Origin of the sequence: Propionivibrio sp. (assembly GCF_016790145.1) — a bacterium.
Classification (GTDB): domain Bacteria; phylum Pseudomonadota; class Gammaproteobacteria; order Burkholderiales; family Rhodocyclaceae; genus Propionivibrio.
Genome location: NZ_JAEUOI010000019.1, coordinates 16,300 through 29,242 on the forward strand (window position 1 = coordinate 16,300; position 12,943 = coordinate 29,242).

10 protein-coding genes and 1 pseudogene are annotated in these 12,943 nt (G+C 60.0%); 4 read left to right on the plus strand and 7 right to left on the minus strand.

Going from position 1 to position 12,943, the window contains the following annotated elements; all coding sequences use genetic code 11:
* Positions 1–341 precede the first annotated feature (341 nt).
* The 6 genes and pseudogenes from JNM42_RS02070 to JNM42_RS02095 all read right to left on the minus strand — a co-directional run bounded on the left by JNM42_RS02070 (position 342) and on the right by JNM42_RS02095 (position 7,598).
* A complete protein-coding gene (locus JNM42_RS02070; protein WP_294265418.1) occupies positions 342–1,853 on the minus strand; it encodes a M1 family metallopeptidase in 1,512 nt (503 codons plus the stop codon).
* Positions 1,854–2,452: 599 nt separating this feature from the next.
* A complete protein-coding gene (gene rlmD / locus JNM42_RS02075) occupies positions 2,453–3,751 on the minus strand; it encodes a 23S rRNA (uracil(1939)-C(5))-methyltransferase RlmD (RefSeq protein WP_294265421.1) in 1,299 nt (432 codons plus the stop codon).
* A 92-nt stretch (positions 3,752–3,843) separates the two neighbouring features.
* A pseudogene (gene mnmD / locus JNM42_RS02080) lies at positions 3,844–4,521 on the minus strand (tRNA (5-methylaminomethyl-2-thiouridine)(34)-methyltransferase MnmD); the annotation flags it as partial.
* Positions 4,522–4,582: 61 nt separating this feature from the next.
* Positions 4,583–6,496, minus strand: coding sequence for a ferrous iron transporter B (locus JNM42_RS02085; RefSeq protein ID WP_294265426.1), 1,914 nt, complete (start codon positions 6,494–6,496; stop codon positions 4,583–4,585).
* Positions 6,493–6,789, minus strand: coding sequence for a FeoA family protein (locus JNM42_RS02090; RefSeq protein ID WP_294265429.1), 297 nt, complete (start codon positions 6,787–6,789; stop codon positions 6,493–6,495). The genes JNM42_RS02085 and JNM42_RS02090 overlap by 4 nt, the downstream gene beginning before the upstream one ends.
* 11 nt (positions 6,790–6,800) lie before the next feature.
* Positions 6,801–7,598, minus strand: a complete 798-nt coding sequence (locus JNM42_RS02095; protein WP_294265431.1) for a transporter — start codon at positions 7,596–7,598, stop codon at positions 6,801–6,803.
* Positions 7,599–7,861: 263 nt separating this feature from the next.
* On the opposite strand from JNM42_RS02095, the gene JNM42_RS02100 reads away from it, so the two are divergent.
* From JNM42_RS02100 to JNM42_RS02115, 4 genes are all read left to right on the plus strand, one after another.
* Complete coding sequence (locus JNM42_RS02100; RefSeq protein ID WP_294265433.1) at positions 7,862–10,186, plus strand: ABC transporter ATP-binding protein; 2,325 nt, start codon at positions 7,862–7,864, stop codon at positions 10,184–10,186.
* Positions 10,183–10,656, plus strand: coding sequence for a DUF1854 domain-containing protein (locus JNM42_RS02105; RefSeq protein WP_294265436.1), 474 nt, complete (start codon positions 10,183–10,185; stop codon positions 10,654–10,656). The genes JNM42_RS02100 and JNM42_RS02105 overlap by 4 nt, the downstream gene beginning before the upstream one ends.
* A gap of 101 nt (positions 10,657–10,757) precedes the next feature.
* Entirely contained in the window at positions 10,758–11,102 is a 345-nt protein-coding gene (locus tag JNM42_RS02110; protein ID WP_294265439.1) for an arsenate reductase, read from the plus strand.
* A complete protein-coding gene (locus JNM42_RS02115; RefSeq protein ID WP_294265442.1) occupies positions 11,099–11,965 on the plus strand; it encodes an Hsp33 family molecular chaperone HslO in 867 nt (288 codons plus the stop codon). The genes JNM42_RS02110 and JNM42_RS02115 overlap by 4 nt, the downstream gene beginning before the upstream one ends.
* A 95-nt stretch (positions 11,966–12,060) precedes the next feature.
* Here JNM42_RS02115 and JNM42_RS02120 read toward each other — a convergent pair whose 3' ends face one another.
* The gene (locus tag JNM42_RS02120) at positions 12,061–12,924 is read right to left on the minus strand and encodes an HDOD domain-containing protein (protein ID WP_294265445.1); all 864 of its coding nucleotides are present in this window, start codon (positions 12,922–12,924) and stop codon (positions 12,061–12,063) included.
* Positions 12,925–12,943 lie beyond the last annotated feature (19 nt).

Below are 12,943 nucleotides of genomic sequence, written 5' to 3' on the forward strand. Positions count from 1 at the left end.
GACCGAACCCTCGACTGATGCCGCTAACCGATTGAAGACATTGAAAACAAAACTGCCAAAGCTCAATCTTGATCTGGATTGAACACCTTCCCCGCCTAGATACACAGCAATTTCGGCGGTGTCGCCGAATGCCTTGCGCCATGCGGCTTTCCGCCGGGTGAGTTACTTGGAGGTGTCAAAGTCGGGTTCGGCAGTTCTCCGGTTTATCATGGTCATTGCAACACGCGATGCGATCTCCGCTCGCGCGGCGGAGGTATTCGGGTGGCGGTGAAGGCCGCAAAATGAATCGAAACCGTCTGCCGGGCTGGCTTCAACCTGGTTTCTGGTCAGGGTGCAGTCACCTACATCTTGCAGTTGGCTGGCGAACCGCGGTGGCTGCCACGGCCGCAGCGTCCACCGACGATGTCTGGCCGCGCCACTGGCCCACGCTTTGCCGCGCGGCTTGCCGAGCTAGGGAGCGCTGGCACGGCATCGTCGTAAAGCCAGGCGTGTAGCAGCGGGCGCACCGAGCCATCGCCGCTGAAGTGGACGGCGGTGCGGATGAAATCCTCCGAGGTGATGTTGCCGCCGCGATTGTCCTGGACGAAATGGCGCAGAATGTTGAAGAAGCTACTGTCGCCGACTTTGAGGCGCAGCGCATAGAGTGTAGCTGCACCGCGGTAATAGGTGCGATCCGAGAACATTTGGTCGGGTGCATCCACCACGGCTGGTCCAACCTGCTGGTCAGCGACAAAATCGTAGATTGCCAGCATGTCATCTTCGAAAGCCGCCCGGTTGTGACGGTTTTTCCAGAGCACTTCGAAATAGGTGGCCGATCCTTCGGCGATCCACAGATCTTCCCATTTCGCTACTGAAATCGAATTGCCGATCCATTGGTGGGCTAGCTCATGCGCTACCAGTACCTCGTCGGGGGGATTCGTACCCGCCGGAAAGGTCGACATCGCCTGGGTCTCCAGCGCGTAATAGAGGAGCGGATCTTCGACGATGACCGAGCCGTAGCTGGCAAACGGATAGCGGCCAATCAGAGTTTCGAAATAAGCGATCATCGGGCCTGCCTTTGCATAGACATCGATGTGCGACTGCGGCACGCCTGCGGGTGCATAAACGCGGATGGGCGTTCTGTCAGGAGCGTGGGTGAGATCGAGTTCGAACTTGTTGACATGAACGGTCGCCAACCACGATGTCATCGGCTCCAGCATGGTCCATTCGAACCGCCGCTTCGATCCCAGCGGCTTTGAGCCAACGAAGAAGCCGTTGGCCACGCCAGTGTAGCCGGCAGGCACGGTGATGCCAAAAGTGTAGCTCGCCTTATCGGTTGGCTCATCATTTACCGGGAAGAAGCTCGAGGCACCGACCGGCTCGCTGACCGCATAGGTGGCGTCCTGATATTTGAACCAGCCGAGGAATAGTTCATCACTAGACGCTGTAGGGTCGATAAGCGGATCGGGCACGCCGCCATAGTTGATGCCGAGCCAGAAGATACTGCCCGCGGGAATTGGCCCGTCCGGCGTGATAGTGAGTTTGTCGTCGGCCTGGCTGAAGCCAGCAGCAATACCGTTGATCTTCACATTTGAAACGGCGAGGGCATGGAGATCGAGTTTGAAACTGCTCAACCGCTTTTGCGCCCGGATCATGATCGCCGTTTTGCCGTCCAATTGTCCCGAAACCGGGTCTACATCAAGGTCGATGTTATAGTGAATGACGTCGATTCCGTTGTTCCCGAAGGTGGGGAAGAACGGATCAATGGCCAGCGCCGGGCCAGTACCGCATGCCAACGCAAGCGCCAACCAACAGCCAATAAGCGGCCGAAACGAAATCGAGCGGGACCAGATCATCAGGACTGACATTTTCATCTTAAACTCCTCACTGCGGCGAAGGGTAGGAAAACCAACTGGCATCAGACGATTATGGCTGAGCAGGGTGCCCCAGTCAATCGCCGGTTCCGGACCGTAATGCGTCACGATTCGCAGAAGATTGCTCCGAATGGCGCCTCAAGTACGATCCTCGCCCTGACGAGCGGCGCCTCATCCTTTCTCCTGCCCGCATCTACCGGGCGATTCGCTGATCGAACTCAATGTCCGGTGCGGGCTGGGCGCAAACGCCCCATTGCGGATCGTTGCCCTCCTGTTCTGCTGCCGTAGGCATCTCCCGCAGCGGCGGTCGACGATCCGGACTATTGATCTCCAGTAGCAGTGATCAAATGGCCGCAGAGGAGCGGCCCCTCAAAAGGCTGCCGTCAGCGAACTACGTAACACGAAACTCATTCCGAAGTCATTGACTTCGACTGACCGGAATCACTGTGAAGCTGTCTCTGAAGCAAGAATCCTGACTGGATCTTTTGGGATGGACTGAGACAGTCAACAAAACTCAAGCACATCATGAATCCCCGCTGAATGCTGCAACGCGCCATGGCTTCTGCATATCAACCGGCTAGTTTCATTGCCTCCGCCGCTCAGCCCCTTTCGAACTGCGCAATCGATTCCACGTGTGAAGTATTGGGAAACATGTTGACCACCCCAGCACCTTTCAGTCGATATCCCTTCTGCGTAACCAGAATCGCTGCATCGCGCGCCAGTGTTGCCGGACTGCACGACACATAGACAATGCGTCGCGGCCCGTCCTCGCCAATCGAATTGATGAGTTCCACCGCGCCTTCGCGCGGCGGGTCGATCAGCATCTTGTCGAGATGTCCAAGCGCGGCCAGCGTTTCCGGCGTCGCTGCAAAGAGATTGGCGACGCTATACTCGACCTGCCCAGCCAGTCCATTGGCGGCGGCATTCTCGGCGGCCCGACGGACCAGATCGGCACTGCCCTCGATACCCAGCACGCGGGCGCCGGAGCGGGCAATCGGCAGGGTGAAGTTGCCCAGCCCGCAAAACATGTCGGCCACCCGCTCGCCCGACTGCGGGTCAAGCAGCGTCAGCGCTCGACGCACCAGAACACGGTTGATGGCGTGATTGACCTGGGTGAATTCGGTGGGCGAAAAGAAATGCTCGATGTCGTAATCCGGCAAACGGTAGGAAAGCTTCGGTCCGTCGATCGGGTAAAAGCGGTAGGCGGTAGCGGGCCCCTTGGGTTGCAGGTAGAACACCACGCTGTACCGATCGGCAAAAGCGCGCAGCAAGTCCTCATCGGCGCTACTGAGCGGTTCGAGAATGCGCAAAACCAGCGCCGTGACGTATTCGCCGACAGCCACTTCGATCTGCGGCATGGCCTTGCAGATCGACAAAGCCGAGACCAGTTCACGCAAGGGCAGCAGCAGCGCCGAGACCTGCGGCGTCAGGATCTCGCACCGGCGCATGTCGGCGACATAACTGCTCTTGCGCTCATGGAAGCCGATCAGCACGCCGCCTTTCTTGGGCACCATGCGGGCCGAAAGACGCGCGCGCTGGCGATAACCCCACGGCGCACCATAAATCGGCGAATAAAGCTGCCCTGCCTTGATCCGGCCGAGATGCCAGAGGTTGGATTCAAGCACCCGCTGCTTGGCGGCAACCTGCGCGTCCGGGTCCAGATGCTGCATGCTGCACCCGCCGCAGACGCCGAAATGCGGGCACTTGGGCGTCACCCGATCAGGCGAGGCCTTGAGGATACGCAGCGTGTGGGCCACCTCAAAGCTCGGTTTCCGGCGAAAAATGGTGTACTCGATATGCTCGCCAGGCAAGGCGCCCTCGACAAAAATGGTCTTGCCCTCAAGCCGCGTGATTCCGCGCGCTTCGTGATCCAGCGATTCAATGATTCCGCTCGGCATGCCACTTCCCTGAGAAAAAACACGACATTTTAACGGTCTATCACGCTTCGGCGAAATTACTATCCACTATCGCCCTGCGCATAGCGAGCGACCAGCATTTGCCGCTTGCCGGCGAAACCGGGGCGTTTCTCGACATCGAACTGGGCTGCGGCCAGTGACTGGCGCACACTCGCAGCAACCGACCAGGTGGCTAGCGTTGCACCACTCACGGCAACACGCGCCAGCGAACGGCACAGCGCCGGCGACCACAACTCGGGATTCCTGGCGGGCGAAAAGCCATCGAGATAGAAGGCATCGACCGCCGTAGCCAGCCTGGGCAGGGTGTCGACGGCATCGCCGAAGACGAGCGTGAGGACTACCCGGGCACTATCAAATTCAAGTCGATACACACCCGGCTGCAGCACAGGCCAGTGCTGACGGAGTTGTTCGGCGAGCAGTGCAAATTCAGGCCAGGCAGCCTGGGCAAGTGCCAGATCGGTGGCCTGGAACGGATGCTTTTCAAACGAAATGAAGTGCAGTTCCTGACAACGTTGCGGGTCGTCGCGCCACGCCAGCCAGGTGGCCAGAAAGTTGAGCCCGAGGCCGAAGCCGGTCTCCAGGATGACGAAGCGTTCCCGGCCCTGCCAGCGCGCCGGAAGACCGTTGCCGGCAAGAAAGACGTGACGCGCCTGGGCATGCCCACCGGCCGCCGAGTGGTAGATGTCGCCGTAGATTTCCGAAACCGGCGTACCGTCGGTGGCATGGGTCAGACAGGCCGGTTCAAGTGGCATGGCACAAGGTTTTCCCGGGCTCAGCCGATATGGATTGCGCTCGTTGTGCATGCCCTTTGTTTCATCCCGCACCCATTGCCAGCGCTACCCGATAGGTGATGAACGAGGCGGCATAGGCCAGTGCAAACAGATAGCCGGCCATGATCAGGGGCATCGTCCAGCCGCCGGTCTCGCGCTTGACTGTCGCCAGAGTGGACAGACACTGCGGGGCAAACACATACCAGGCAAGCAGCGACAGCGCGGTGGCCAGGCTCCAGCTCTGCGCGATCAGTGGTGCCAGCGCTTGTGCCGTATCTTCACCCGTTGCCGAGAGGGCATAGACGGTGCCGAGTGCGCTGACCGCCACTTCTCGTGCCGCCAGCCCCGGCACCAGCGCGATGCTGATCTGCCAGTTGAAGCCAATCGGTGCAAAGATCACCGCCAGCGCATGCCCCAGCATCCCCGCCAGGCTGTACTCGATCGCCGCTCCGCTGGCTCCGTCCGGCGGCGACGGAAAGCTCGCCAGGAACCACAGCAGGATGGTCAGCACCAGGATGATACCGCCGACCCGCTTCATGAAGATAATCACTCGCTGCCAGATACCGATCGCGATGTTGCGTACCGTCGGCAAGTGATAACTGGGCATTTCCATCATCAGCGGGCGTACTTGCCGGCCAGCCTCGGTAAAGCGCTTGAGCACCCAGGCCACGGCCAGCGCACCGAGCACGCCGGCAAAGTACAACGCCAGCAACACCAGCCCCTGCAACTCGAGCATGCCCCACACCACTCGCTGCGGGATGAAGGCGCCGATCAGCAGCGCATAAACGGGTAGCCGGGCCGAACAGGTCATCAGCGGAGCGATCATGATCGTCACCAGACGGTCGCGCGTATTGGCGATGGTGCGTGCGGCCATGATGCCCGGGATGGCGCAGGCGAAACTTGACAGCATCGGTATGAACGAACGTCCGCTCAGACCGACACTACCCATCACCCGGTCAAGCAGAAATGCCGCACGCGGCAGGTAACCCGATTCTTCAAGGACAAGAATGAAGAAGTAGAGAATGACGATCTGTGGCAGGAATACCAGCACCCCGCCGGCTCCGGCAATCACGCCATCGACGATCAGGCTCCTGAACCACATCTCCGGCAATACGGCACTGACGGCCTCGCCGAGGCTGGCGGTTGCCGTCTTGATCAGCGTCATCGGAACCTCAGCCCAGGAAAACACCGCCTGGAAGACCAGGAACAGCACCACTGCCAGCAGCAGCGGTCCGAACACCGGATGCAGCACGACGCTGTCGATACGATCGCTCGGCGTGTGCGGAACCACCGCATCCAGCCCGAGGCGCTGGAGGATGTGACGCACGACAAGGTGGTCAGGCTCGTCGCCACTGGGATCGCTCGGCGTGCTCGTGCTCGCCAGGCCGGGTACTGGCGTTGTCAGCGCCATGGAACGCCACATCGCCGGGTCATCGAACAAGGCCAGCAGGGGCTCGGCTCCCGAACTCTGAATGGCGACGGTACTGACGACCGGCAGGCCAAGTTCAGCCGCCAGCGCCTCGGGGACGACCCTGATGCCGCGCTTCTCGGCCAGATCCGCCATGTTGAGCGCCACCACACAGGGCAGTCCCAACCGTTTGACGGCCAGCGCCAGACGCAGATTGCGCCGCAGGTTGGTGGCGTCGACGACGCACACCACCAGATCCGGTCGCTTTTCGCCGGCCGCACGGCCAAACAGCACATCGCAGGTCACGTGCTCATCCGGTGAGCGCGGGTAGAGGCTGTAAGCACCCGGCAGGTCGAGCACGCGCAAGGTTTTGCCGGCCGGTGTCGTCAGCCGACCCTCCTTGCGTTCGACCGTCACGCCGGCGTAGTTGGCGACCTTCTGCCGGCTGCCGGTAAGCAGGTTGAACAGCGCGGTTTTGCCGCAATTCGGATTACCGACCAGGGCCAGCAGCGGACCGCTCGGGTGCAGGTGAATTACTGCCTGATTCATGATTTGCCCTCCTCAAGACAGGGATGAGTGGCTGTCGCCACGCGCACACAGGCGGCTTCAGCCCGGCGCAAGGCAAAGGTCGATTGGCCGATGCGAACGACCAGCGGATCGCCACCGGGCAGGCCACGCGCCATCAACATTACGTGTTCGCCAACGATGAAGCCGATTTCTTCCAGCCAGCGCGCCCATTCGGGAGCGGCGTGCGGCGCCCGGACGTGCTCGACGACAAGCGCCTGGCCGATTTCTGCATGATCGAGGGTTGATCCCGATTTAAAGTCAATTTTGTTTTTCATAGAACCCCCGGTTATCTGAAACGCCAGGTCAACCCGGCGGTGACGGCATTGCTCGTGGTACGGGGGTGCTCGTTATTCTGGGTTCTGATCAGACCCAGCGCAATATCGATGTCCTTGTCCGGCGAATAAATGGTGCCGACCTCAACGAAATCAGTGCGAACCCGATTCTCGCTGGAGCGTGCATAGCGGGTTCCGACGTCCAGCGCCAGCCTCCATTCCTCGCTGACATTCCAGACCGGCGCTAGCGATAGACGAGCAACTGTCTGATCGGGATTGGTCAGCGTGTCGCTAAAGCAGAAGCGGCTGACACCGGCATTGGCATGAATGGCGCCAAATGAAAACTCCTGAGTAAGAATCAGCGTCAGGGCACCTGAAGTCTTGGCGGTACCAATCCCCGCATCCTCAAGCGAACGGCTCACCGGCAGAAAAACCTCCGGCTTGAAAGCAAAACTGGTCTTGCTGTCTTCATTCTCATAAAAGCGCCACTTGGCCCCCAGCACCGGGTTGGCTGTGCCGTTGGCATCACCGCCAACCGTATTGGATCGAACCCGGACATGGCCTATAGCAGCATACACGTCGATCGTTTCGCTTAGCCCGCGGGTATAGACCACGGGGAAAACCTGTGTCCGCTGGGTGTTATCGGCAGTCGTTGCGCGATCCTCATTGAAAGAGAGTTCGATCTGATTTCCGCCGTCGCCCTGCGTAGCCGTGTCGTCGGTGATCAGCGGCTGGAGGGCGAAAGCCGGGAGCGAGAATCCGGCAAGCAATAGCAGAACGGTTCGGGTTGTGAAGCACGTGCTCGATTTCATGAAAGCTTTGGGCATTGGGAAGAACATCGTTTAAAGAGGGCTTAGTTGAGAACAGTTATCATCCTACATGATAATTATTCTCATTTGTATATTTTATTTAATAAAACCGCAAGAGGCTCTCATCCAGCTCGGTACGATTTACTGCCACCAAAATACATTACTCTTGAACAACACACGCAAGTGTCGTACCAGTGCGCCAGTGAAGACGGGTATACTTGGAGGCCTTGGCGTTTCACTACTGCCCACACGAAAAAATAGCAATAATGACCCTCCGCAACCTGCCGCCTTCAGTAGCCAGTCAAACCCTTTCAGGCACTTCGCTGATTCCCCTGCCACCGCCGTGGCAGACCCACGTCGATTCACAACTCGCCGGGGGTGAGAAAGTTCTGGCCTGGCTGGAGATTGACCTTGATTCCCAACTGCGTTTTTCCCCCGGCCTGGTGGTTCTGACCAATCAGCGCCTGCTCGCCACTACGGCGAACGATCGAAGCTGGCAGACGCATTCGTTCCGCCCCGGATTGACGCTGACGCGCCGCGACCATTCGGGCGTCGGCAGTCTCGAGCTCTTTGCAGCGGACGCGCGACTGGCCCTCTGGCGCTATACGCTGGGCGGCGACATCGCCGCCGGTCGACTGATCGAGCACTTTACGCGACAACTCGCCTTCCACCTCACGGGAGAGGTTCCGCCAGCGCCGACACAGGCCCTGTGCCCGAAATGCGAAACGCCGCTGCTCGCCGGCCAGGAAGAGTGCCCGCTGTGCAGCAAGGAAATCCACACGCCGCCCTCGACATGGACGCTGTTCCGCCTGTGGCGCTTCGCCTACCCCTACCGCTGGCGTCTGCTTGCCGGCTTCCTGCTGTCATTGGGATCAACCGCGGCAACCCTGGTCCCGCCGTATCTGACGATGCCGATGATGGACAAGGTGCTGATCCCGTTCCAGAACGGCCAGCCGATCAACAGCGGCCTGGTGATGCTCTACCTCTCCGGCCTGTTCGGTGCGGCGCTGCTGGCCTGGGTGCTCGGCTGGGCGCGCTCCTACATACTGGCGCTGGTCTCCGAACGCATCGGTGCCGACCTGCGCACGACGACCTACGAGCACCTGCTGAAACTTTCACAGGAATACTTCGGCGGCAAGCGAACGGGCGATCTGATGGCGCGCATCGGCTCGGAAACCGACCGCATCAATATTTTCATCTCGCTGCACTTTCTCGATTTCGTCACCGACGTGCTGATGATCGTCATGACCAGCGTCATCCTGGTCTCGATCAACCCCTGGTTGGCGCTGGTGACCCTGCTCCCGCTGCCGATCATCGCTTTGCTGATTCACAAGGTGCGCGAAAAACTGCGTACCGGCTTCGAGCGTGTCGACCGCATCTGGGCTGAAGTTACCAATGTACTGGCTGACACCATCCCCGGCATTCGCGTGGTTAAGGCCTTCGCCCAGGAACAGCGCGAAGCGGCGCGCTTCCGGTCCGCCAACCTGCACAATCTCGAAGTCAACGACAAGGTCAACAGGGTCTGGTCGCTGTTCTCGCCGACCGTCACCCTGCTGACCGAAATCGGACTGCTGGTCGTCTGGGCCTTCGGCATCTGGCAGATATCCAAAGAGGTCATCACGGTCGGCGTCCTGACTGCCTTCCTGGCCTACATCAGCCGCTTCTACCTGCGCCTGGACTCGATGAGCCGCATCGTTTCCGTGACGCAGAAAGCCGCCGCCGGAACCAAGCGCATTTTCGACATCCTCGACCATGTTTCGAGCGTTCCGGAACCCGTCAATCCGGTGCACCTGGCGACCGTCAGCGGCCGCATCGAGTTGCGCAATGTCGGCTTCCGTTACGGAACGCGCAGCGTCACACGCGACATCAGCTTCAAGATCGAGCCGGGTGAAATGATCGGCCTGGTCGGCCACAGCGGTTCCGGCAAGAGCACGATGGTCAACCTGATCTGTCGCTTCTACGACGTGACTGAAGGGGCCATCCTGATCGACGGCGTCGATATCCGCTCGCTGCCGGTCGCCGAATACAGAAAGCATATCGGTCTGGTGCTGCAGGAGCCCTTCCTGTTCTTCGGTACGATTGCCGAGAACATCGCCTACGGCAAACCGGATGCGACCCGCGAGGAAATTGTCACCGCTGCACGAGCGGCGCACGCGCACGAATTCATCCTGCGTCTGGCGCACGGCTATGACTCGCTGGTCGGCGAACGCGGCCAGGCGCTCTCCGGAGGCGAACGCCAGCGCATCTCGATCGCTCGCGCCTTGCTGATCGACCCGAAGATCCTGATCCTCGATGAAGCCACCTCGTCGGTCGACACGACCACCGAGAAGGAAATCCAGAAAGCCCTCGACAATCTGGTGCGCGGGCGCACGACAATTGCCATCGCGCACCGCCTGTCCACCCTGCGTGACGCCAACCGGCTGGTTGTGCTGGATCACGGCCGCATCGTCGAAGTCGGCAACCACGACGAACTGATGGCACAGGAAGGCCATTATTTCCGCCTTTATCAGGCGCAGGCGCGCAACGTCGATACCGAGGCCGATCCGCTCAGCTTTGAAATTGCCGGCAAGGACGAAGGAGACCGCGAATGACCGACTCCCCTGGTTATCAACTGCAGCGTGACGCTTTTGGCCGTCTTCAATTGACCGGCGCTGACGGCGAAACCCATACCGGCGTTGTTCCGGTTCGCGCTTTTCCGATTGCCGCGCCGGACTGGGGTATTGCGCTGGTCGACCCGCACGGCAACGAACTGGCCTGGATTGATCGCCTGAGCGAGTTACCGGACGAGTTGCGCACTCTGGTTGAAAGCGAACTTGCCGGGCGTGAATTCATGCCCGTCATCAGCCGCATCGTCAGCGTATCGAGTTATGCCACACCCAGCACCTGGCAGATCGAAACCGATCATGGCGATACGCAGCTCGTGCTTAAGGGCGAAGAGGATATCCGCCGTCTGGCCCTGCAGGCGCTGTTGATCGCAGACAGCCACGGCATTTACTACCTGATCCGCGACCGTTATGCGCTTGACCTGCAAAGCCGCAAGATTCTGGACCGATTCCTTTGAAACACCCTACGGCCTGTTATCCAGCGTACCGTGTCGGGCCGGGCGGTCGGGATTCACTTGTCGTATTTCTTCCTGCGCATTGCCTGCTAAAGGAATTATGAATGTTGCGCATTTACGGCATAAAAAACTGCGACACCATGAAAACGGCCTTCGCCTGGCTGGATGCCCATGGCATCGCCTACGAATTCATCGACTACAAGAAAAATGACCTGGCCCAGGAGCACCTGCCCGACTGGAACCAGCGTGCCGGCTGGGAATCGCTGCTCAACCGGCGCGGCATGATGTGGAAGCGACTGAGCGACGATGAACGAAGCGATGTCGATGAAAGCAAGGCGCTCACGCTGATGGCCGACTACCCGACGCTTATCAGGCGACCGGTGCTCGATACCGGGAAGGCCCTGCTCGTTGGCTTCGACCCGGAACGCTACGCCGCCGAACTGGAATGACCGAGAATTACGTTCAGCGATTTCTGCTTGACAAGCTCGACATCCGGGGCGCCGTCGTTCGCCTCGGTTCGGTCTGGCAGCAGCTTCTCACCAGGCGCAGCTATCCCGCGCCAGTGATCGAACTGCTCGGCCAGATGAGCGCCACCACCCTGCTTCTGGCCGATAACCTCAAGCAGCCGGGGCGACTGACCATCCAGTTGCGCGGCGACGGCCCCGTCCCGTTGCTGGTCATCGACTGCAACGAGTCACTCAATATCCGCTGCATGGCGCAGCATAGTGATGAGATCAGGCCAGCTTCGCTGATCGAGCTTCTCGGCCACGGGCAGCTTCTGCTCTCGCTCGACCTGCCTTCCATGCGTCAGCCTTACCAGAGCTTTGTTCCACTGGTCGGCGAGAGCATCGCCGAAATCTTCGAGCACTACCTCAAGCAGTCCGAACAACTCGCCGCGCGCTTGTTCCTGGCTGCCTCGCCCTCCGGCGCAAGCGGTCTTTTCCTGCAAAAAATGCCGTCCGCCGATCAGTGCGATGCTGATGGCTGGACGCGTATCGAGGCTTTGGCCAGCACAATCAGATCCGAAGAACTGCTTGCTCTGCCAGGCGAGGAGCTGCTCACGCGGCTGTTCCACGAGGAAACCGTTCGCATATTCGACAAGAAAGCCGTCACCAGCAACAGCCCCGAAGACCGGAAAAAGGTCGGTAACATGCTGCTCGCACTCGGTCGCGAGGAAGTCTATGCTGCGCTCAGGGAACGCGGCGAAATCGTCATCCGCGACGACCTCGGCAACCGCGAATACCACTTCGACAAGGCGGCCATTGACGAACTGTTCAGCAACACGCCGGGAACTCCGCCGACGGTGCATTGAGGGTTATGCCCAGGCGGCAGCATAAAAGTTTGCGCTGGCCGGCAAAGTCGCTTGCAAGCCATGCAAAAGGTGCAAGGGTGGCATAACTTCTCACCTCAAGGCGGTGCAGCGAGAAGTTTATGGGCTGCTTCAAGAAGCCAGGCGCGGCGCACTTCTGGCAGCATCACGAGGCCATCGGCCAGCCATTCGAGGCTGACGTTGGGAATCAGCTTGCTGGCGTCGACCAGGTCGGTAGCCAGCGCCAGGGTCGAGGTTCCAGACTCTTCAAGTACGTGGCGTGCGGCGTTCGAGCTGGTTCGCGCCAGTTGGGCGCGATACGATTCGGATCCGCGCAGAAGCTGGAGCAGCAGGGCAGGCAGTTTCCAGCGCTCAGCACATTGCTGGGTCAGTTGCTTGAAGGTAAATCCGCAGCTTTGCGTTTGCGCCTGCGCACTGCGCTGAGCCCGACCGGAAAGCAGTTCGTCTCTTGCTTTCATCGGTATTTCCTCGGCATAGACCCACAGCAACAGATCACCAGTACCGGCCAGCAAGGCGGCGACAGCGACTTCCTCCGGGTTGAGGTCCATGCGTCCGCCGGCCCAGACGCTGGCGATCTGCGCGGCAAAACAGGCATGCATCTCAACTTCGAGCAGGCCTTTGTTGTTGTCATCAACTTCCGGGCTGGAATGCAGCAGCGTGCGGAATTCATCGACACCCACCTGCATGATGGCCCCCAGCGCCGTCGTCGTTTCGTGGTCCAGCCGATGTGATTTTCTGCGCTCGGCCTCACGCAACAGGCACAGGCAGAGCAAGGGGTCTTGCAGGACGATTTCAGACAGATCCCTGGGTGAAAGCATTTCGCCTTCGCGAGATTCAAGCTGCGTCATCAGCAGTTTTGAGCGGCGCATGACCGGCAGCGCCTGATTCTCAAAGTAGGCGGCCCACTGCCCGACGCCCCATCGGCTTTTCCATGAATCCATACGGCCTCCGTGATTCCCT